Origin of the sequence: Corynebacterium felinum, assembly GCF_030408755.1 — a bacterium.
GTDB classification, from domain to species: domain Bacteria; phylum Actinomycetota; class Actinomycetes; order Mycobacteriales; family Mycobacteriaceae; genus Corynebacterium; species Corynebacterium felinum.
Window position 1 is genome coordinate 855,630 of sequence record NZ_CP047209.1, and the last position, 21,595, is coordinate 877,224.

At 56.7% G+C, this 21,595-nt stretch carries 17 protein-coding genes; all 17 read left to right on the plus strand.

The genetic code is table 11. The features are described from left to right. The first annotated feature begins 345 nt into the window (after positions 1–345). The 17 genes from CFELI_RS03805 (at position 346) to CFELI_RS03885 (ending at position 21,595) form a co-directional block, all read left to right on the plus strand. Positions 346–2,094, plus strand: coding sequence for a BCCT family transporter (locus CFELI_RS03805; RefSeq protein ID WP_374724766.1), 1,749 nt, complete (start codon positions 346–348; stop codon positions 2,092–2,094). A 138-nt stretch (positions 2,095–2,232) separates the two neighbouring features. Then, positions 2,233–3,108 (plus strand): 16S rRNA (cytidine(1402)-2'-O)-methyltransferase, encoded by an 876-nt coding sequence (gene rsmI / locus CFELI_RS03810; RefSeq protein WP_277105219.1) that lies wholly within the window; start codon positions 2,233–2,235, stop codon positions 3,106–3,108. Positions 3,109–3,112: 4 nt separating this feature from the next. After that, positions 3,113–4,945, plus strand: a complete 1,833-nt coding sequence (metG, locus tag CFELI_RS03815; RefSeq protein ID WP_277105218.1) for a methionine--tRNA ligase — start codon at positions 3,113–3,115, stop codon at positions 4,943–4,945. Between the two features lie 680 nt (positions 4,946–5,625). Beyond that, positions 5,626–6,465 (plus strand): TatD family hydrolase, encoded by an 840-nt coding sequence (locus tag CFELI_RS03820; protein ID WP_277105217.1) that lies wholly within the window; start codon positions 5,626–5,628, stop codon positions 6,463–6,465. A 387-nt stretch (positions 6,466–6,852) separates the two neighbouring features. After that, complete coding sequence (locus CFELI_RS03825; RefSeq protein WP_277105216.1) at positions 6,853–8,001, plus strand: resuscitation-promoting factor; 1,149 nt, start codon at positions 6,853–6,855, stop codon at positions 7,999–8,001. Between the two features lie 498 nt (positions 8,002–8,499). Then, on the plus strand, positions 8,500–10,113 hold the full coding sequence (locus tag CFELI_RS03830) for an ABC transporter substrate-binding protein (protein WP_277105215.1): 1,614 nt from the start codon (positions 8,500–8,502) through the stop codon (positions 10,111–10,113). Positions 10,114–10,475: 362 nt separating this feature from the next. Continuing rightward, the gene (locus CFELI_RS03835) at positions 10,476–11,441 is read left to right on the plus strand and encodes an ABC transporter permease (RefSeq protein WP_277105214.1); all 966 of its coding nucleotides are present in this window, start codon (positions 10,476–10,478) and stop codon (positions 11,439–11,441) included. 2 nt (positions 11,442–11,443) lie between these two features. Continuing rightward, a complete protein-coding gene (locus CFELI_RS03840) occupies positions 11,444–13,483 on the plus strand; it encodes a dipeptide/oligopeptide/nickel ABC transporter permease/ATP-binding protein (protein WP_277105246.1) in 2,040 nt (679 codons plus the stop codon). 9 nt (positions 13,484–13,492) lie between these two features. After that, a complete protein-coding gene (locus CFELI_RS03845; protein ID WP_277105213.1) occupies positions 13,493–14,317 on the plus strand; it encodes an ABC transporter ATP-binding protein in 825 nt (274 codons plus the stop codon). 118 nt (positions 14,318–14,435) lie between these two features. Then, positions 14,436–15,362, plus strand: coding sequence for a dihydrodipicolinate synthase family protein (locus CFELI_RS03850; protein ID WP_277105212.1), 927 nt, complete (start codon positions 14,436–14,438; stop codon positions 15,360–15,362). Between the two features lie 73 nt (positions 15,363–15,435). Continuing rightward, positions 15,436–16,137: an N-acetylmannosamine-6-phosphate 2-epimerase gene (locus tag CFELI_RS03855; RefSeq protein ID WP_277105211.1), complete on the plus strand. Its 702-nt coding sequence runs from the start codon at positions 15,436–15,438 to the stop codon at positions 16,135–16,137. 129 nt (positions 16,138–16,266) lie between these two features. Continuing rightward, positions 16,267–16,968 carry a FadR/GntR family transcriptional regulator gene (locus CFELI_RS03860; RefSeq protein ID WP_277105210.1) on the plus strand — a complete coding sequence of 234 codons (702 nt, stop codon included), beginning with the start codon at positions 16,267–16,269 and terminating at the stop codon, positions 16,966–16,968. A gap of 38 nt (positions 16,969–17,006) precedes the next feature. Continuing rightward, a complete protein-coding gene (locus CFELI_RS03865) occupies positions 17,007–17,882 on the plus strand; it encodes an ROK family protein (RefSeq protein WP_277105209.1) in 876 nt (291 codons plus the stop codon). Positions 17,883–17,893: 11 nt separating this feature from the next. Further along, complete coding sequence (locus CFELI_RS03870) at positions 17,894–19,015, plus strand: N-acetylglucosamine-6-phosphate deacetylase (protein ID WP_277105208.1); 1,122 nt, start codon at positions 17,894–17,896, stop codon at positions 19,013–19,015. 17 nt (positions 19,016–19,032) lie between these two features. Next, entirely contained in the window at positions 19,033–19,803 is a 771-nt protein-coding gene (gene nagB / locus CFELI_RS03875; RefSeq protein ID WP_277105207.1) for a glucosamine-6-phosphate deaminase, read from the plus strand. Positions 19,804–19,844: 41 nt separating this feature from the next. Continuing rightward, positions 19,845–20,693: a 16S rRNA (adenine(1518)-N(6)/adenine(1519)-N(6))-dimethyltransferase RsmA gene (gene rsmA, locus CFELI_RS03880; protein WP_277105206.1), complete on the plus strand. Its 849-nt coding sequence runs from the start codon at positions 19,845–19,847 to the stop codon at positions 20,691–20,693. Positions 20,694–20,698: 5 nt separating this feature from the next. Then, entirely contained in the window at positions 20,699–21,595 is an 897-nt protein-coding gene (locus CFELI_RS03885) for a 4-(cytidine 5'-diphospho)-2-C-methyl-D-erythritol kinase (protein ID WP_277105205.1), read from the plus strand.

Consider the following 21,595-nt stretch of genomic DNA (forward strand, 5'->3'; position numbering starts at 1 on the left):
GCTGCAGCAGCGCTAATCGTTATGAGATTGTGATGTTTTGGTTATCGATCGTCTCGTGTAGTAGGTGGTGCCTGCGGATTTTCGCGCATCACAAGTGGGTAACATTTGCCTGTATACGCGGGTTTTAGACCTGGGTTGGAGGCAGTATTGTTGCAGAAACCACAAAGTATGACGCACGGTGGATATATGGAAAAATCAATAAATTCGGTTCCGTGTGTGCCTGAGCCAGCCAAGGGGGATGGTACAACACATGCGCAGCATAGGCAGGGGTTGGGGGCAATGACGGCAAACGCAGAAAGTAGTGAATATTCTGAATCTTGTGCTGGTGTATCCACCGAGGGGGAAATGGCGGCGGGGGTGCATGAAGTGCCGACCGCAACTCAAGAATTAGCCCAAATGCTTGAAGGCACCGCAGTGATCGAAGAGCAGGTGTTAAAACCGGATGAAGAGATAGTCTTCGAAGGTGAAGATGAAGAAGCCACCATTGACTGGAAAGTCTCCATCCCAGCGTTTAGCATCGTGGCCGCCGTCGTCGCCTGGGGTTTACTTGGGGCGGATAGTTTTTCCAGCTTCGCTAAAACGGCCTTAACCACAGTGATTGAAGATTTTGGCTGGGCTTTTATCCTCGGCACCACTGTGTTTTTAGTGTTCGCCATTGTGGTGGCGTTTAGTAAGTTTGGCCACATCAAACTGGGGCGAAACGATGAAGCGCCTGAGTTTTCCACTGTCAGCTGGATTGCGATGATGTTCGCCGCCGGCATGGGCATTGGTTTGATGTTCTACGGCGTATCCGAGCCGTTGAGCCACTATCGCAGCGGCGTGCCAGGCTATGAGGCGCAGAACGTGGGTAAAGCGATGTCGTCGACATTGCTGCACTGGACGCTGCACCCGTGGGCAATTTATGGAATTTTTGGTCTCGCGATCGCCTACTCGACCTTCCGTTTGGGGCGTCGACAGCTGCTCAGCGCCGCATTCACCCCACTGTTTGGTGAGTATGGTGCCAAGGGGTGGCCGGGGCGCATCATTGATATTTTGGCCATTATTGCCACGATTTTCGGTACCGCCTGCTCGTTGGGCGTAGGTGCGACGCAAATTAGTGCAGGTTTGAAAGCCGCAGGGATTATTGAGTCGCCTCAAATGTCGACCATTATCGTGATCGTCTCCATTTTGACTCTCGCGTTTTTGATCTCCGCAATGTCGGGTGTGGGCAAGGGAATTCAGTACGTATCTAACGCCAATATGATTTTGGCTGCGTTTATTGCCCTCTTCGTGTTCGTTTTGGGCCCGACCGTCACCATTTTGAATTTCCTGCCTGGTTCACTGGGCGCCTATTTGTCGAATTTCTTTGAAATGATTGGGCGCACCGCCGAGTCGGCGGATGGTTCTGCCGGTGAATGGTTGGGCGGTTGGACAATCTTCTATTGGGCTTGGTGGATTTCCTGGTCACCTTTCGTGGGTATGTTCCTCGCGCGTATTTCTCGCGGTCGCACGATTCGGGAATTCCTCATTGGCGTGATGTTGGTTCCATCGGCAGTCTCCGTGGTGTGGTTTGCCATCTTCGGCGGAACCGCAATCCACTTAGAGCAAGCCGGACAGTCGATTTTCGGTGAGGGTAAGCCAGAAAACCAGCTCTTTGATCTGCTTCACACCCTGCCCGGTGGGCAAATCGTGGGTATCGTTGCGGTGCTGCTGTTGGCCACGTTCTTTATTACATCCGCTGATTCCGCTGCCACAGTGATGGGCTCGATGAGCCAGAACGGTCAGACTGACGCGAACAAATACGTCTCCGCCGCCTGGGGTATGTTGGTGGCGTTGATCGGCATGACCATGCTGATCACTGGTGGGGATGATGTCCTGTCGAACCTGCAAAACATCACAATTATCGCCGCATCGCCATTCCTGATCGTGATTTTTATGCTGATGTTCGCCCTCATCAAGGATTTACGCAACGATGAAATCTACCTTGACTACCGCGAGCAGCAGCGATTTGCCACCAGGCTTGCCCGTGAACGACGCCTGCACCTCGAACATGTGAAAAAGGAGCGGACGAAAACGAAAAAGCGGCTGGGTAAAAAGAAAGACCGCGTGAAGTAAACCGCACAATCGCCACAAGCATGTAACGGCGTCGATAAGCATCTGCACAGGGTGCGAATCGACGCCTTCGTGCTGTGTCACGGTAACGTACAAAGGGATAAGCGAGCATAAAAATTTTTTTAAGGAGCTTGAAAGCTTGTGAATGTTGATTTCTTAGCACTGCCGGAACTTCCCCCACTCCCGACCGGCATCGTGCTAGCGGCCACCCCGCTGGGCAACATTGCGGACGCAACGCCGCGACTCATGCAGGCGCTGGCAGAAGCCGACTACATTGCCGCGGAAGACACCCGCCGCACCCGCAACCTCGCCCAAGCGCTGGGGGTAGAGATTCGCGGCACCATTATCTCCAACTTTGATCACAACGAAGCATCGCGCGTGGCTCAACTGATCGAACTAGCGCGCAACGCAACAGTCGTGGTTGTCACCGACGCGGGAATGCCGCTGGTGTCCGACCCCGGTTTCCCGCTGGTCGAAGCCGCACACGATGCAGGCGTGAACATTACCTGCTTCCCAGGGCCGTCCGCAGTGCCAGTAGCGTTAGCGCTGTCCGGGCTTGCGGTGGGCAAATTCGCCTTCGATGGTTTCGCACCCCGTAAAAAAGGGGCGCGAATCGCGTGGCTCGAAACTTTGCGCACCGAAGCACGCAGCGTGTGCTTTTTCGAATCCCCACACCGCATCGCAGACACGCTTGCCGACGCCGTAGAGGTGCTCGGCCCTGATCGTCGCGCCGCCGTGGCTAGGGAGCTGACTAAAACCTATGAAGAGATCAAGCGGGGTACTTTAGCTGAGCTTGCCGACTGGGCCGCAGGTGGCCTTAAGGGTGAGATTAGCTGCGTGATTGAGGGCGTGGTGCGCAAAGAAGTGACGGATGTAACTGAGTTGATTGCCGAGGCTGTGCAGCGCGTGGAGGCGGGCGAGCGCCTGAAAGCTGTGTGTGCACAGTTGGCGGATGAGCACAAGGTGAGCAAAAAGGAACTCTATGATGGGGCCTTAGCTGCACGTGATAGGGTATGAACTTATGAATAATGTGCTCGTTTCTGTTGCTTGGCCTTATGCCAACGGGCCGCGTCACATCGGACATGTGGCCGGTTTTGGTGTCCCCTCAGATGTTTTCGCCCGCTACCAGCGAATGTCGGGTGCGAATGTGTTGATGATTTCGGGCACCGACGAGCACGGAACTCCGCTTCTGGTGCAGGCTGATAAAGAGGGTATTTCGGTTAAGGAATTGGCTGATCGTTATAACCGCCAGATTGTGGAAGATCTGGCCGGTTTGGGTCTGAGCTATGACTTGTTTACCCGCACTACTACGCGGAATCACTACGCTGTTGTTCAGGAACTTTTTAAGGGTTTGTATGAAAACGGCTACATGATTAAGGAAACCACCTTTGGTGCGGTGTCTCCTTCGACTGGTCGCACGTTGCCAGACCGCTATATTGAGGGTACCTGCCCACTGTGTGGTGCTGATGGTGCCCGCGGCGACCAGTGCGATAACTGCGGTAACCAGCTTGATCCTGCGGATCTGATCAACCCAGTGTCGAAGATCAATGGTGAAACCCCGAAGTTCATTGAGACTGAACACTTCTTGTTGGATCTGTCTGCGCTTGCTGAAGCGTTGGGGGAGTGGCTGAAGCAGCGCGAAGATTGGCGCCCGAATGTGTTGAAGTTCTCCTTGAATTTGTTGGAGGATTTGCGCCCACGCGCCATGAGCCGTGATATCGACTGGGGTATCCCAATCCCGGTGGAGGGCTGGGAGGATAATCCTTCGAAGAAGCTGTATGTGTGGTTCGACGCGGTGATTGGATACCTGTCTGCCTCTATTGAATGGGCGTGGCGCACTGGGAGTCCTGATGCGTGGAAGCAGTGGTGGACTAACCCTGAGGCGAAGTCGTACTACTTCATGGGTAAAGATAACATCACGTTCCACTCCCAGATCTGGCCGGCGGAGCTTTTGGGCTACCAAGGTAAGGGCGCTAAGGGCGGGGATGTTCACGAATTTGGTGAACTCAACTTGCCTACTGAGGTTGTGTCCTCGGAATTTTTGACCATGTCGGGCTCGAAATTCTCCTCCTCTAAGGGCGTTGTGATCTACGTGAAGGATTTCCTGGCCGAGTTCGGCGCTGATCCGCTGCGCTATTTCATCGCAGTGGCAGGGCCGGAAAACAACGACACCGATTTCACCTGGGATGAATTTGTTCGCCGCGTGAATAACGAGCTGGCTAATGGCTGGGGCAACTTGGTCAACCGCACCGTGTCGATGGCGCACAAGAATTTTGGTGCCGTACCTACTCCTGGTCCACTGGAGCCTGCTGATGAAAAGATTCTGGCGCTGGCTGCCGAGGCTTTCGATATCGTTGGCGATGCATTGGCGCATTCGCGCTTCAAGCAGGGCATTACTCACGCCATGCATGTGGTGGGCGAAGCTAATGCTTATATTGCTGAGATGGAACCGTGGAAGCTGGCGAAGGACGAGTCCGCGACCACCCGCTTGGCCACTGTGCTGTGGACGGCCATGCAGGTTGTGTCCGACATCAATGTGTTGTTAACCCCATACCTGCCGCATATTGCCCAGTCGGTGCATGAAACCTTAGGGCGCGAAGGCATCTGGGCGGCCACCCCAACTGTGGTGGACGTCAGCGACGACATGCCGGTTGAACCAGTAGGCGTGGGTATTCCCGAGCCGGGAAGCAGCTACCCAATTATCACCGGTGATTACACTGCCCAGCAGGCAACATGGGCTCGTGTGGATGTGGTTCCAGGTACGCCTTTGAGCAAGCCGAAGCCACTGATTGCCAAACTTGACCCAGAGCTTGCCCAGACCGGCCCAGCCTGGGCACCTGTTACTAGCCAGTAGTACTTCGAATGCTAACGGCAGCACAGTAGAACACTAGATGTGCTGCCGTTTTTCTGTGCTTTGACCCAGTGCTATGGGTGGAAGAGGCGGGGTGGGGAGTAGGTTCACGGCACAGCCGTTACATGCTGATTGGCTCCTAATCCCATAATCCCTCCCCGCAGCCTTCCCCTAGTCTTCCCGCACATCCGATTCGCCAGCCTTATTGAAGCCCCAGCTGAGCCGAGTGCTCACAGAACTATCAGTTAGAGATAGAGCAAGTGCTAACAGTAAAACCGCAGGTCAATTTTTACCTTCTGTGCTGAAACTCTAAGAGTTAGGTTGAATCAACCCGCGCGTATAAATAGGCTTTTGATTCTGGCGCTGCGAGCACCTTCCTGTAGGAAAAAAATCGGTGTTTTCTTTAATAGTCCCCTACCGTGCGGGCGGAGAGTGCAGCGGGCATGAAAACACTAGCCCTGCTTACTCGACCTTGAGGCTTGTGAAGGGGGTATTGGGCACGCTTTCGTGCGAAAAGGTCGAGTGTTGTCTGCGGGGGCGATGGGCCGGTTTGTAGGAGTAGCTGCGAAACAGTCTCTGAACTGTACTTTTGGGCTTGGGTGCAGGTGCGAACCTGCTGTGGGTGCATGCTGTATCAAGGGGTGCTTTGGTGTGGTGTCTTCTCATCGATAGAGTGTGTGAGTATGTCGAAGAAAAAGCCTCGTCCCACGCCCGTTCCTGCGGCCTTTATTCCGAATCTGACAGATGCGCACACGCACCTTGCTAGTTGTGGTGCGCGCACGGCGGAGGAGGTTGCAGCACTGATGGATCGCGCCCGCACGGCTGGGGTTCGTCGCGTGTGTACGGTCGGCGATGGGTTGGCGGAGGCGCAGTTAGCGCTGGAAGCTGCGACTGGACATCAAGATGTGTTTGCGGCCTGTGCTATTCACCCCACTCGTGCGCATGAGCTTGATGAGGATGCGCGCGCGCACTTGCGGGCGATGGCCTGTGATCCGAACTGTGTTGCTATTGGTGAAACGGGGTTGGATACGTATTGGATTAAGCACGATCCTCACAACACTGCCGCGCTTGATGTGCAGGAGGAGGCGTTGCGGTGGCATATTGATCTTGCCTGCGAGTCGGGTAAGGCGTTGATGATTCACAACCGGGAAGCGGATGAGGATTTGCTGCGGGTGCTTGGTGATGCGCCGCGTCCTGTGGAGACGATTTTGCACTGTTTTTCCTCCCCATGGGCGGTGGCTGATGTTGCGCTTGAACGCGGCTATGTGTTGAGTTTTGCTGGCAATGTGACGTTTAAGCGTAATGATGAGCTGCGTGCTATTGCGAAAGCTGCCCCGATTGAGCAGATTGTGATTGAGACGGATGCACCGTATATGACGCCGGAGCCGTATCGGGGTGCGCGTAATGAGTCGGCGTTGATTGGTCACACGGCACAGGTGATTGCTGACGTTCGCGGGGTAAAAGTGGAGGATTTTGCTGAATGTGTCAGCCGTAATTTTGATCGCATCTATGGTCTTGCGTGAGTTAGTTCACTCAAAAATGCGGCAGGACGCGACACTGCTGTTAACGCGTGTGAAAATTGTGACTGATGAGGCGATGGGTTGGTGCTGAAAATAATCACAGCGTTACACGTTTACTCGACAACAAGCCTATTGTTACCGTATTGTTATATTTGTTGACATTTTTGCTGGGCTTTTTCTTCCTATTCTCACAGGCGAAACCAGTGACTTGTTCCAGATCCCGCGCGAGGCGGTGATATCCGGGGCACGGGCTGGTCATGACTGTTGGGGTAGGGATAAGGAGCGCTAGATCCGTGAAAGAAATTCTCGGCTAAACATTTTCGAAAGCTTCCACTGTCCACGTCGTGGCTTTCGCACTCGGTAGTGGCATGAAGTAGTGAGGTATTGCGAATGGGTATCCATCAGAAATCTCGAATTAACAGCGTGAATCCAGCGCGTTCAATTCCGGCGCGTCTCGCATTTGGTGGCGTGGTTGCCACGGTCGCTGTCGGCGGTGTCTGGGTTGTGCAAAACACCAAGGATGTCACTATTGATGTCAACGGTGAAACTCGCCAGATCACTACTTTGGCGGGTTCCGTTGATGCGGCGCTGAAGCAGGCGGGCATTAGCGTTTCTGCTGAGGATATTGTTGCCCCTGCGCCTAGCCAGAAAATCACCGATGATGAGTATATTTCGGTGCGCACGGCGAAGAATGTGGCCGTTGTGGTCGATGGCAAGAAGGAAACCATCAAGACGAATGCAACCACCGTGGGGGAATTGGTGGAGCAGATGGATGGTGTGGATTCCGCGGTGAAGGCGCTGAGCTTGAGCAAGCCGGCAACTGCGAAGCTTGCTGAAAATGGCGAAAGCATCCAAGTCACCACTCCGAAGATCATTTCGCTTGCCGACGCCGGAAAGGTCGCCCACTTTTCGATCGCCGCGAACACCGTGGCTGATGTTTTAAGCGCCCGCGGGCTGGAACTGGGGGAGCATGACCGCGTTTTCCCTGCTCTTGATGAGACTATTTCCCACAACACGAAGATCCAGGTGGATCGCGTGACGGTAGAAGAGATTGCCGCAGTGGAGGATTACCAGGCTGAGCCTATTATCTCCGAAGATCCACAGCTGCTTCAGGGGCTGGAAAAGGTTGAGGCTGAAGGCGTGGTTGGCCAGCGCAATGTCACCCGCAAGCTGGTGAAGGTGAATGGCCTTGAGGAATCGAATGAGATTATTCGCGAAGAGGTTATTACTCCTTCGGTTCCTGCCAAGATTTCCCGCGGTACGAAGGTGTCAACAGTACCTGCCGTTGCTGGTGGTTCTGTCTGGGATACTCTCGCGCAGTGTGAGGCTGGTGGCAACTGGTCGATTAACACCGGTAATGGTTTCTACGGTGGCTTGCAGTTTACGCCGTCGACCTGGCTTGGTTTCGGTGGTGGCGAGTTCGCCCCGATGGCGCATATGGCCACACGTGAAGAGCAGATCGCAGTAGCTCAGCGTGTGCAAAAAGTGCAGGGTTGGGGCGCGTGGCCTGCGTGTACTGCGAAGATGGGCTTGCGCTAAAAGTTCCTGTACTGCTTGGCTGAGAGTGTCAAGCGTTATGAAAAACCCACAGCACAAAGTCGGTGATGAGAAAAATCACGGGCTTTATGCTGTGGGTTTTGCTTATGGTGTGCTGCTGATGTGATTCATGGGGGTACACAAGGTTGGGTGGTGGCTGTCTTTCACAAGGGGGGAAGGCACTGTTAAGTGTGCTGGGTGATGGAATAACTGGAGGTTAATTCGGGCTTTGGATGTGTCCGAAATGTTTGCATCCACAGTGTTTGATGGTGCCGCCCTGAGTCTTGGGGGTGGGGGTAGGGGGTATTTGGTGTGGGCTTGGGGTATTTGGCAAACCTAGTGCTACCTGCAGTATCGTAAGTTTTTGGGATGCTGTGTTGTAACCCGCATTACTGAAGAGGACGTCTGTGACGTAGCTCCATTGTTATAAAGCAGAGTTGTTTAGTACACTCACATTCAGACATCAGACGTCCGACAACTCAACTCTTAGGAGGTTGGAACATGACGAATACCGCTGAAGGAATGAACCGCCGCGGCTTTTTGAAGATGGCCGGCGTGTTCGCTGCTGCTGCAGGTATTTCCGCCACTGTCAGCGCGTGTGGCTCCAAGGATGAGTCCGCACCAGCTGGGGGCACCGCCGCTAAGGATTCTGCTGGATCCGGCGCAACCGAGATCACCGCAGGTATCTCCTACGAACTCGGCACCAACGGCTACGATCCAATGACCACCACTTCGGCGCTGACTGTTGCCGCTAACTGGCACACCTTGGAAGGTCTCTACGAGATCAAGCCAACCCCAGACCGCACCGTTTACGCGGCACTGGCCGCAGGTGAGCCAACGGTCGATGGCACCAACGTCGAGGTCAAGCTGCGCGATGGTGCAGTCTTCCACAACGGTGAAAAGGTCACCGCTGAAGACGTAGTCTTCTCCTTCGAGCGCGTGCTCAACCCAGACAATAAGTCTTTGTACGCTTCCTTCATTCCTTTCATTGAAAAGGTTGAAGCCAAGGACGAGACCACTGTCGCATTCACTCTGAACCACCCATTCTCCCTGATCAAAGAACGCCTAGCAGTGGTCAAGATTGTTCCAAAGGCCGCTGTTGAAGCTGATGCTAAGGCCTTCGATGCGAACCCAGTGGGTACCGGCCCATGGAAGATGATCGACAACGGTGCAGCAACCTCGACGGTGATCTTTGATAAGTTCGCCGACTACAACGGCCCAGTCCCAGCCAAGGCTGAGAAGATGATCTGGAAGATCCTCCCAGATGCGGCAACCCGCACCAACGCCATCGAATCCAAGTCCGTTTTGGCCATCGACTCTGTTCCGTACCTGTCCATCGATCAGGTCAAGGGCTCAGCGAACGTCGAATCCGTTCAGGGCTTCGGTCTGCTGTTCGCCATGTTCAACAATGGTGAGAACTCCTCCATGAAGGAATTGAAGAACCGCCAGGGCATCTTGTACTCCATCGACATGGACAAGGTGATCAAGACAGGCATGTCGAACCAGGCATCGCCAGCAACCTGCTTCGTGCAAGAAAACCATGAAGCCTACAAGAAGGCTTCCACCGTTTACGCGCTCGATGCAGCTAAAGCAGCAGAATACTTCGCTGAGACCGGCCTGAAGGAAATCAAGATGCTGGTCACCGACCACGACTGGGTTCGTCCTTGCACCGCCATTATCAAGGAATCGGTGGAAGCTGCAGGCGTGAAGGTCAACTTCACCGAAATGAAGTCTTCTGACCTCTACACCCAGATCGCCGAGGACAACTCCTGGGATGTTGTGATCGCCCCTGGTGACCCATCCGTCTTCGGTGCCGACGCCGACCTTCTGCTGCGCTGGTGGTACGCAGGTGATACCTGGACCGATGGCCGTATGCACTGGAAGGGCACCGATTCCTACAACAAGGTTCAGGAGCTGCTGGGCAAGGCATCCGAGGCAGAAGGCAAGGATCAGGAAGCACTCTGGCACGAGATTTTCGATCTCATCTCCGATGAGGTGCCTTTGTACCCACTGTTCCACCGCAAGAGCCCATCTGCATGGAACGCCGATGCGCTTGACGGCTTCGAGCCGATCTCGCTGACCGGCCTGTCCTTTGTTGATGTTGGACTGAAGTAACACTCTTCCTTTAACCAGGAGAAAACAATAGATTTCCGCGGGGCGGGGCTTCTAGTTTCCTGCTAGTGGACCCAATCAGCTAAGACTTCACACCTCCTTTCCACACAGTGCGAAGTCCTAGCTGAACACCCCGCGGTTTTTCACTTTCATTTCCACACTTTCCACCCTTCCCTCCGCCTGGCACGCCTTCAATTCGCTTGTGCACACTAGGGGAGGGGAGGAGTGCGCACAATTTCATAAAACGTTTACCCCGCCGTCGAAAAGCGTATGACCTGCGACAGTGCGGCTAATAGATAGCACAAATACTTTTTTAAAAAACACCTCATTTAAGCTTCGTTTCTTGTGAAAGGAGCATCCCTGCTGTGTCAAATCTCATCCGACTCATCGGTCGAAGGCTAGTAGCACTACCCATCATGATCTTGGGCGTGACCTTCCTCGTCTTCTTCGTCATGTCTTTCTCCCCAGTCGACCCCGCTCGACTCGCACTCGGTGAAGCCGCCAGCGAAGACGCGCTCGAAGCCTACCGCGAAGAACACGGCCTTAATCTGCCCATGCTGATTCGCTACGGGCACTTCCTGCTCGGACTGTTACGCCTTGATCTCGGAACATCCAAAGGCAACACCTCAGTGACCGAACTCGTTGCCTACGCCTTCCCGATCACCCTGCAACTGACCTTCGTCGGTTTGATCATCGCAGTCTGCATCTCATTCGTCCTCGGCGTCATCGCAGCACTCTACCGCGACGGTTGGCCCGACCAGTTCATCCGCGTGCTATCGATTGCAGCGCTGGCAACTCCCTCCTTCTGGTTGGCTATCTTGCTCATCCAAGCATTCGGCACCGTGCCCTCTGGTACCGGCTGGTTCCCCGCACTGATTAACTCCTGGGTTCCCTTCACCCAAGACCCCGGCACCTACATCAACAACATGTTGCTGCCCTCCTTCGCCCTTGCCGTGCCCGTAGCCGGATCGCTGACCCGCGTTGTGCGCACCGCCATGGTTGAAGAGCTCGATAAAGATTACGTGCGCACCGCAATTGGCGCAGGTATCCCGAAGCACATCGTGATTGGGCGCAACGTGCTGCGCAACGCCCTGATCACCCCGATTACCGTGCTTGGTCTGCGCGTGGGCTACCTGATGGGTGGCGCAGTGATCATTGAGATCATCTTCAACATCCAAGCCATGGGCCAGCTCATTCTCGACGGCGTGACCCGCAACGATGTCTACCTCGTTCAAGGCGTCACCTTGACCGTCTCGATCGCCTTTATCCTCATCAACATCGTCGTTGACCTCCTCTACGTCTTGGTCAACCCGCGCATTAGGAGCGTCTAATGATTCGCAAGAAGATGACTGAAAAGCTCAGCGTTCCCGGACTCCGGTTGAACAAATCCCGACTGCCCATCGGCTCCCGCATCGCCATTGGCGTGCTGCTACTTGTCATACTCATGGCAGTCTTCGCCCCACTGATTGCGAAATTCGACCCCCTAGCCACCTCGCTGCCCTTCGAGTCCGACATTGTCGGCGCAGAGCGTGCCGACGCCGCCACCAGGCCCGTTGTTGAACCCGACTCCGTTTTCTGGTTCGGCACAGACGCCACCGGCCGTGACATCTTCGCCCGCGTCGCCTACGGCGCCCGCTACTCACTGGCCATCGGCCTGCTGTCGACCGCCATGGCACTGGTGATCGCCGCAGTGCTCGGTTCGATCGCTGCTACCGCAGGCAAGGTTGTTTCCGAAGTCCTCATGCGCGTGCTCGACATCATCATGTCCTTCCCCGGCATCGCACTCGTTGCCGTGTTCGTTGCCGCTTTGGGCAAGTCTATCGGCGTGATCGTCTTCGCCATCGGATTCCTCTATATCCCACAGCTTTCGCGCATCGTGCGCGCCAACGTGCTCTCCCAATTCGGTGAAGACTACGTCTCAGCCACCAAGGTCATGGGCGCTCGAACCTGGTGGATCCTGTTCAAGCACGTTGCCCGCAACTGCATTGCCCCCATCATGGTTTTTGCCACAGTGCTGGTTGCAGACGCCATCGTGCTGGAAGCCTCCCTGTCGTTTATTCAGGCTGGTGTGCAGCCACCGAATCCCTCCTGGGGTAATATCCTCGCTGACGGCAAGCAGCTGTTGACCGCCGGATACTGGTGGCCCACCTTCTTCCCCGGCTTGATGATCCTCATCACCACCCTGTCGCTGAACGTGCTCAGCGAGGGGCTGACCGACGCGCTTGCCGCACCGCGTGCACGGGTGAACGCCAAGGCCGCTCAGGCTACGGCGGAGGAGACCGAGCGCGCCAACGACAAGATCGTTGCTGCTCACACCCGGCAGAAGGACTCCTTAAACGAGCGTCTTTTAGCACTGCGTACCTCAGAGCTGGCTCGCAATGATCGTTTGGTGCTCAGCCCAGACCAAGCTGCACAGCCCCCACTGTTGGATGTGCGCAACCTGACCATTAAATTCCCTGCTGCGCACGGCGATGTGGCCATTGTCGATAATGTCTCCTTCTCAGTGCGCCCTGGTGAAACCATGGGGCTGGTGGGTGAGTCCGGCTGCGGTAAGTCCATTACTTCCATGGCAGTGATGGGTCTGTTGCCCGACACCGCTGAGATCACCGGCGAGATTTTGTTTGAAGGTAAAAATCTTGTGGGCATGGGGCATAAGGAACATAATGCGCTGCGCGGTCACGAAATCGCCATGATCTACCAGGATGCGCTCAGCTCCCTCAACCCTTCCATGCTGATCTCCTCCCAGATTGCTCAGCTAACCAAACGTGGCGGCACCCGTACCGCTGAAGAGCTGCTGGAACTGGTTGGCTTGGACCCGGTTCGCACCTTAAAGTCTTACCCGCACGAGCTGTCCGGTGGTCAGCGTCAGCGCGTGTTGATCGCCATGGCCTTGACCCGCGACCCGAAGCTGGTTATTGCCGACGAACCGACCACCGCTTTGGATGTGACCGTGCAAAAGCAGGTAATTGATCTGCTCCACGAGCTGCAGCAAAAGCTGGGATTCGCCATGGTCTTCGTCTCCCACGACCTCGCCCTGGTGGCCTCGGTGTCGCACCGCGTGACTGTGATGTACGCAGGCCAGATTGTGGAGCAGGCACCTACCCCTGAGCTGATGATCAACCCCACCCACGAATACACCCAAGGTTTGTTGGGCGCAGTTTTGTCGATCGAATCTGGAGCCGGCCACCTCCACCAAGTGCCAGGTACCGTTCCTTCACCACGCGAATTTGTCACCGGCGACCGCTTTGCACCACGTTCCTCGCACCCAACTATCGGTTTGGATACCCGACCGGTCATGGTCGAGGTGGGGCCACAGCACTGGTATGCCGAACTACCAGAGTTCACAAAGACCTCGGAGCAGAAAGATAACTAAGGAGTAGACATGACTTCACACGACTCTGTTCCCGTCATCGAGTTGAAAAACGTGCACGTGGTGCACACCTCCCGCACGGGCAAGCTGTTTCGTCCCGATAAAGTCCATGCCGTCAACGATGTGTCCATGAAAGTATTCAAGGGCAAAACACTCGGTATTGTGGGCGAATCCGGTTGCGGTAAATCCACCACCGCTAGGGTGATGGTGGGCCTGCAAAAACCCACCGAAGGCGACGTGCTCTTCCGTGGCGAGCCGGCGAAATTTAACGCCGCAGGCCGCAAAGAAATCGGTCGCGCAGTGTCGGTGGTTTTCCAAGATCCCGCCACCGCCCTCAATCCCCGCATGATTGTGCGCGACGCTTTGACTGACCCTTTGCGCGTGCATGGAATCGGCACCCCGGAAAGCCGCATAAACCGAGTCAAAGAACTCCTTGATCTGGTGGGCCTGCCCCAATCGGCACTCGATGTGCTCCCGCGCCAAATCTCCGGCGGTCAGCGCCAACGCGTGGCAATCGCGCGTGCGCTGGTTCTCGAACCGGATGTGATCATCGCCGATGAGCCTACTTCTGCGCTCGACGTGTCGGTGCGTGCGCAGGTGCTGAACCTACTCACCGAGCTGAAAGATAAGTTGGGTCTGGGTTTGGTGTTTATCTCCCACGATATTAATACTGTGCGCTTTATCTCCGACCGCATTGCGGTGATGTATAAGGGCAAGGTTGTTGAGGAGCAATCCACCGATGATATCTTCCGCAACGCCCACGACGATTACACCAAGATGCTGCTGTCTGCGGTGCCGTCGCTTGTGCAAGAACCGCACAAGAATTTCTCCTCCTAACGCCCATACTGCATAATCTCCCCCTTGTGCCTTTATATAGTCACGAGGGGGATCGGGGAGGGGACCTGTCCCTCCCATTTCCCTCTAACCCACCACATTCGTGAGAAAGCGTGTACTTATGACTTCCGTTCACCCAGATTTTCGTGGCGTTGTTCCTCCACTGGTAACCCCGCTGAATGAAGACGGCTCCTTCGACCGTGACAGCTACAAGCGGCTGATTGACAAGCTTATCGACGCCGGATGCCACGGGCTGTTCGTGCTCGGCTCCTCCGGCGAAGTGGTCTTTTCCACCGATGCGCGCCGCAAAGAAATCATCGAAGCGGCCATCGAATTCAACGCAGGGCGCGTACCAGTGATCGTCGGCTGTATCGACACCGAAACCAACCGCGTGATCGAACACGCCAAGGTTGCCAAAGAACTCGGCGCAGACGCGATTGTGGTCACCGCTCCGTTCTATGCGCTGCAAGGAATGGAAGAAGTCGAACGCCACTTCAGACTCATCCACGAGGCCGTTGACCTTCCACTGTTCGCCTACGACATTCCCGTGTGCGTGCACACCAAACTCCCGCACAGCCTGCTGGTGAAACTGGGAACAGAAGGTGTTCTTGCAGGTGTGAAAGACTCCTCCGGGGATGACGTCTCCTTCCGCTTCCTCGTTCAAGACAACGAACGCGCAGGCCACCCACTGACCATCCTCACCGGACACGAGGTTGTGGTCGACGGCGCTTACCTTTCCGGTGCCGATGGCTGTGTCCCTGGACTTGGCAATATCGATCCCGAAGGCTATGTGCGCCAATGGAATGCTTACCAAGCAGGGGACTGGGACACCGTCAAAAGCGAACAAGACCGCCTCGCCGATATCATGCGGATCGTTTTCGCCCCCACCGACCTTCAAGGATTCGGCGCCGGTGTAGGCAGCTTCAAAACTGCACTGATGCTGCAAGGCGTGTTTAACAGCAACACCATGCCAGCGCCGGTGCGCACCCAAAGCGGCGACGCGGTCGACAAGATCGCCGAGATTCTCCGCGCCAACAACGTGCTCTAACCGCACGCTCACACCTTGCCGTAACCACGGCGTCGACAAGCTAAAACCCCCCACCTTCTTCAAGGAACTACTCATGAGCACAGGTAATTCAACTGACCGCGCAAGTATTATCGCCCAAGCTAAAGGCCTCATCGTCAGCTGCCAGGCCTACCCCGGCGAGCCCCTGCGCACCCCAGAAGTCACCGCACGCATGTGCCAAGCAGTCGTGGAAGGTGGGGCCAAAGCTGTTCGCGTCCAAGGAGTCGTCGATATTTCCGCTGCCCGCCAAGCAGTGGAAGTCCCTGTCATCGGGCTGATCAAATACGGCCACGAAGGGGTCTACATCACCCCATCCGCAGCCCACGCCAGGGCCTGCGCGCTGGCCGGAGCCAACATCGTCGCCATCGACGCCACCTCACGTGAACGACTCGGCGGGGAAAGCTTTGCCGACGCCGTTGCAGCACTGCACCACGAATTCCCAGGAGTCGCAGTGATGGCCGACTGCGGAAGCCTCGATGACGCACTCAAAGCCGAAGACGCAGGCGCCGACCTCATCGGCACCACACTGGCCGGATACACCGGCGAGCGGGAGAAAACTGTAGGCCCCGACCTCGAACTCGTCGACCTGCTCTGCGAGAAAATCACGACACCCATCATCGTCGAAGGGCGCATCCACACCCCCCAACACCTCGCCGAAGTTTTCGCACGACCCATCCACGCAGCCTGTGTAGGCACCGCGATCACCCACCCCACCACCATCACCCGCTGGTTTACAGAAGCTATTACACAAGGATAAGAGAGCATACACCACACAAAGCCGAAGGTGAGGTTCGCTAGACTGAAAAGTAACAACGGGTAAAGACCCTGTAAACAACGCCTTTACCTCACCTCAAAACCTCCGAAGAATGAGAAAGGATGAGCTCCCATGGCTCCAAGTACCACCCAGCAAGCCGTCGAAGGAATCGAGCGCTACATCCGCGACCATGGCCTTCGTCGAGGAGACGTCCTGCCTTCGGAAACAACCCTGTGTGAAGAACTCGACTGCTCCCGCAGCTCCGTCCGCGAAGCAATGCGCACCCTGCAATCCCTCGACATCGTCGAAATCCGCAGAGGACAAGGCACCTTCATCTCCACCATGAGCATGAGCCCGCTCGTACGCGGCATGGTGCTACGCGTGACCCTCGACACCCAAAACTCCGCCAGCCACCTACTTGAAGTAGTAGCAACCCGCGAAGCACTCGAATCCTCCCTGGCACGCGAACTAGTTGAAGTACACACCCCCGAAACCCTAGGCGAACTACTCAGCGTGGTCGCCAACATGCGCTCCAGCTTCGAAGACCACGGCAACTTCGCCAAAGAAGACCGCCAATTCCACGCACTCCTGCTCGAACCCACCTCAAATACCCTCATCCGCGAACTCTCGGATGCACTCTGGCAAATCCACGACCAAACCGTACCCACGCTCAACCTCGATGTCTCTGCCGACTACGAGCGCACCATCGAATTTCACGCCGACATGGTCCGCGCACTTGACGCCCGCGACGTCGAAGCATTCCGCCACGCAGTCCACCAACATTACCTCCCTTTGAGAGAACTCGTAGCAAAACTCGAAAACTCTGACACCTAAAAGGTTTTTCCCCAACGAAAGACACCCCCACCACAACCATGGCCACCATCGCACTCGACATCGGCGGCACCAAAATCGCCGCCGGTCTCATCCTCGACACCGACCCCGTAACCGTTTACCACCGACACACCCGCCCCACCCGCGCCGACGAAGGCGCACAGGTCGTCCTTGGCGAAATACTTCACGCCATCGCCGATATTAAAGACTACGCTCGCACCCATAACCACAGCATCAGCCGCATCGGAATCGGCGCACCCGGAGTTGTCGGACACGGAAAAATCCTCTCCGCAGGATCCACCATGCCCGGCTGGGCCGGCACCGACCTGTATACCCACATCCACAACGCCACCGGATACCCCACCGCCATCCACAACGACGTACGCGTCATGGGGCTCGGCGAAGCCATCTACGGTGCAGGCGACTTCACAGAAGTCTTGTTTGTCTCCATCGGCACCGGCATCGGTGGCGCACTGATCACACACGGAAACCTCATCGACTCCCCGCACTATAGCCGCGGCGAAATAGCCTACCTGCTAGGCCCCACCCCCTTTGGTGGCTGCGCCCCCATCGAAAGCGTCGGTGCCGGGCCAAGCATGTCCGAAGCCTACGGTGCGCCCAGCCTGCATGAAGTGATGGCGGACTATCGTCACGGCGTCGACAAGGCAATCACGCTTTTTGACAGCGCACAGTACTGCGTCGGACAAGCAATTGCCGGATTCGTCAACGCCTATGATGTCGACGCAGTCATCCTCGGCGGGGGAGTAGGCACACTACCAGAAACCTTAAAACCCTTCCGCGACGGATTTTACTCCGGACTACTCGACTCCTTAAGCGACATCCCCGTTAACCAAGCAACACTCGGCACCAACGCCCCACTCGTGGGCGCTGCCTATCTTGCACGAACCACCCTCTAAAAAGAACGCACATGTCCACCCACTTTTCCGGCCGCATCGTCACCGCCGACGGCATCACCGCCAGCGACATGACCGTCACCGACGGTGTGATCACCCACATTCACCCACGCGAAGACACCGGTGACCTACCGCTGATCGTCCCCGGCTACACCGACATCCACAACCACGGCGGGGCAGGGGAATCATTCCCCACCTCCGACCTCGACGGATGCCGCAAAGCAGCGCGCTTCCACGCACGCAACGGCACAACCAGCATGCTCGCCTCGCTCGTTTCTGCAACCGAAAACGTCCTGCTGAAACAAACCGAAATCCTTGCGGACCTGACCGAGGAAGGCGAAATCCTCGGCATCCACCTCGAAGGCCCGTTTGTGAACATATGCAAATGCGGCGCCCAAGACCCCGCAGCCATCATCCCCGGCGACCCCGACATGCTCGAACGAATCGCCGACCGTGGCCGCGGACACATCCGCTCCATCACCTTCGCCCCCGAAACCGCCAACGCACGCGCACTCGTCGACATCTGCGCCGAGCGCAACATCATCGTCTCCCTCGGCCACACCGACGCAGATTCCACCACCTGCTGGGACATCATCTCCTACGCCCTCGAACGCGGCGCAACCATCACCGCCACCCACCTGTTTAACGCAATGCCCCAGATACATCACCGCAACCCAGGGGCAGCGACAGCGCTTCTCGACGCCGCCACCCAGGGGCTAGTAACAGTCGAACTCGTCGCCGACGGCGTTCACCTCGACGACGACATCGTCAACATGGTACGAAACGCCGCCCCACGCCACGCCATGTTCATCACTGACGCCATGGCCGCAGCCGGACTCGGCGACGGCTCCTATATCTTGGGCGCACTACCCGTGACCGTCGACAACAAAGTAGCACGCCTGACCGAAGGCGGCGCTATTGCAGGCGGCACCTCCGTCCTGCACGACCAACTCCAACGACACCTACGCTGCGGCTGGGAACTCGAAGACATGATCCCCCTCCTCACAACTAACGCAGCCACACTGTTGGGCACCAACGCCGGTGCGCTCGAAGTAGGCAAAGACGCCAACTTCATCATCATGTCTGACACACTGACCATCTCCGAGGTCTACCGCCTAGGAAACCTCATCACTTAAGAAAGACAACCACATTCATGGAAATCATCATCCTGCCCACCGCCGAGGACGTCGCACAACTAGCCGCCGACATCTTCGAACAATACGCCCGAAAAGGCGCCACCCTAGGCCTGGCCACCGGCTCCACCCCAGTAGCCATGTACACAGAACTCATCCGCCGCCACAAAGAAGAAGGATTAAGCTTCGCACAATCCAAAGCCTTCCTCCTCGACGAATACGTCGGCCTAGCCAAAGAACACGACCAAAGCTACTACGCCACCATCCGCCGCGAATTTACCAACCACATCGACATCGACGACGCACACGTCCACAGCCCCGACGGCACCGCCGACGACATCCCGGCCGCAGGAATCGCCTACGACCACGCCATCAAAGAAGCTGGGGGAGTAGACATCCAACTACTCGGAATCGGAACCGACGGCCACATCGGCTTCAACGAACCCGGCTCCGCACTCACCTCCCGTACCCGACTCAAAACCCTGCACCCACAAACCATCGAAGACAACTCCCGCTTCTTCGACTCCCCAGAAGAAGTACCCATCCACGTACTCACCCAAGGACTCGGCACCATTAGCGAAGCCAAACACCTCCTCCTTCTAGCCACCGGCGAAGGCAAAGCCGACGCCATCTGCGCCACAGTCGAAGGCCCACTGGCAGCCGTATGCCCCGCCTCCGTGCTCCAACTGCACCCCAAAGCCACCCTCATCGTCGACGAAGCAGCCGCAAGCAAACTCGAACACGCCGACTACTACCGATTCGCCTTCGAGCACAACCCAGCATGGAAATAAAGTTAGTGAAAGGCTAAAGACGCAGGGTAGATTAATTACCCATGGACAACTTTCTTCTCGGCCCTGCTGAAATCCGCCAACTCGCGGACAAACTGGACGTTTCACCCACCAAAAAACTAGGGCAAAACTTCCTCCACGACCCGAACACCGTTCGCATGATCGTGGCAGCAGCAGGCCTCGAAGACGGCAGCGGCCAACACGTCATCGAAGTAGGGCCAGGGCTAGGCTCACTGACCCTCGCCCTACTCGACGAAGCCGAAAAAGTCACCGCAGTAGAAATCGACCCCAGGCTGGCTAAGCAACTCCCAGAAACCATCGCCCAACGCGCCCCACACTTAAGCAACAAACTCACCATCATCGGCCGCGACGCACTCACAATCACCGCCGACGACATCGACAACCCCACCGCGCTCGTGGCCAACCTGCCCTACAACGTCTCCGTCCCCGTCCTACTCCACCTCCTCGAAACCTTCCCCACCATCACCCGCGTCCTCGTGATGGTCCAAGCCGAAGTCGCCGACCGACTCGCCGCACAACCCGGCACCAAAATCTACGGCGTCCCCAGCGTCAAAGCCTCCTTCTACGGCAACGTCCGCAAAGCCGGAAACATCGGCAAAAACGTCTTCTGGCCCGCCCCCAAAATCGACTCCGGGCTCGTACGCATCGACTGCACCCGCCCCTACCCACCAGAACTGCGCACCACAGTATTCCCCATCGTCGACGCCGCCTTCCTCCAACGCCGCAAAACACTGCGCGCAGCACTCGCCGGACACTACGGCAGCGCAGCCCAAGCCGAACACGCACTCACCACAGCAGGCATCGACCCCACCCTTCGAGGTGAAAAACTCAGCGTCAACGACTACGTCACCCTCGCACAAGCAGGACACTAAGAAACATGCGCGAAATTCAGGCAACCGCACACGCAAAAATCAACCTCCACCTCGGCGTCGGCACGCTGCGTGACGACGGCTACCACGACCTTTCAACCATATTCTGCTCCCTTGCACTCCACGACACCCTCACCCTCACAGAAACCGAAGGACACGGAGTCACCAAACTTACCTGCCCAACCCCAGGCGTACCCGAAAACAACACCAACCTCGCCTGGCGCGGAGCACAACTCATCCTCGACACACACCACGCCGAAACGAACATCCCCTCTCCGGGAATCAGCCTCAAAATACACAAAGGCATCCCCACCGCCGGAGGCATGGCAGGAGGAAGCGCCGACGCCGCAGCCGCCATGATCGCCACCAACGAACTACTCGGCGGATACTTCAGCAAACAACAACTCATGCACTTCGGCGCCCAACTCGGCTCCGACGTCCCCTTCACACTTCTCGGAGGGGTCGCACTCGGCACCGGACGCGGCGAAGAACTCACCCCAGTACTCACACGCGGCACCTACCACTTCGCACTCGCCTTCGCCGCCGAAGGACTATCAACCCCAGAAGTCTTTCGCAAACTCGACACCCTCAACTCCCGCACCCCACACCTCGACACAACAGCAGTACAACAAGCGCTCGCTCGTGGCGACGTCGACACGCTCGCAGCCGCGATGCACAACGACATGCAAGCAGCCGCACTCTCCCTACAACCACAACTGCGCCGCACCCTCGAAATCGGCACACGCGCCGGGGCACTCGCAGGCATCGTCTCCGGGTCCGGCCCCACCTGCGCCTTCCTATGCGACAGCGCCGAAAGTGCCCTCGAAGTAGCCAACGAACTCACCACAATCGGCAAAGCAACCGTCACCACCGGCCCAGCAGCGGGCGCAACCCTGAAAGACTAA

Excerpts from the sequence above, each read along its gene's own strand:
- CFELI_RS03805 (WP_374724766.1), top strand. The coding sequence starts at position 346 with ATGGCGGCGGGGGTGCATGAAGTGCCGACCGCAACTCAAGAATTAGCC.
- metG (WP_277105218.1), top strand. The coding sequence starts at position 3,113 with ATGAATAATGTGCTCGTTTCTGTTGCTTGGCCTTATGCCAACGGGCCG.
- CFELI_RS03820 (WP_277105217.1), top strand. The coding sequence starts at position 5,626 with ATGTCGAAGAAAAAGCCTCGTCCCACGCCCGTTCCTGCGGCCTTTATT.
- CFELI_RS03825 (WP_277105216.1), top strand. The coding sequence starts at position 6,853 with ATGGGTATCCATCAGAAATCTCGAATTAACAGCGTGAATCCAGCGCGT.
- CFELI_RS03830 (WP_277105215.1), top strand. The coding sequence starts at position 8,500 with ATGACGAATACCGCTGAAGGAATGAACCGCCGCGGCTTTTTGAAGATG.
- CFELI_RS03845 (WP_277105213.1), top strand. The coding sequence starts at position 13,493 with ATGACTTCACACGACTCTGTTCCCGTCATCGAGTTGAAAAACGTGCAC.
- CFELI_RS03850 (WP_277105212.1), top strand. The coding sequence starts at position 14,436 with ATGACTTCCGTTCACCCAGATTTTCGTGGCGTTGTTCCTCCACTGGTA.
- CFELI_RS03855 (WP_277105211.1), top strand. The coding sequence starts at position 15,436 with ATGAGCACAGGTAATTCAACTGACCGCGCAAGTATTATCGCCCAAGCT.
- CFELI_RS03860 (WP_277105210.1), top strand. The coding sequence starts at position 16,267 with ATGGCTCCAAGTACCACCCAGCAAGCCGTCGAAGGAATCGAGCGCTAC.
- CFELI_RS03865 (WP_277105209.1), top strand. The coding sequence starts at position 17,007 with ATGGCCACCATCGCACTCGACATCGGCGGCACCAAAATCGCCGCCGGT.
- CFELI_RS03870 (WP_277105208.1), top strand. The coding sequence starts at position 17,894 with ATGTCCACCCACTTTTCCGGCCGCATCGTCACCGCCGACGGCATCACC.
- nagB (WP_277105207.1), top strand. The coding sequence starts at position 19,033 with ATGGAAATCATCATCCTGCCCACCGCCGAGGACGTCGCACAACTAGCC.
- rsmA (WP_277105206.1), top strand. The coding sequence starts at position 19,845 with ATGGACAACTTTCTTCTCGGCCCTGCTGAAATCCGCCAACTCGCGGAC.
- CFELI_RS03885 (WP_277105205.1), top strand. The coding sequence starts at position 20,699 with ATGCGCGAAATTCAGGCAACCGCACACGCAAAAATCAACCTCCACCTC.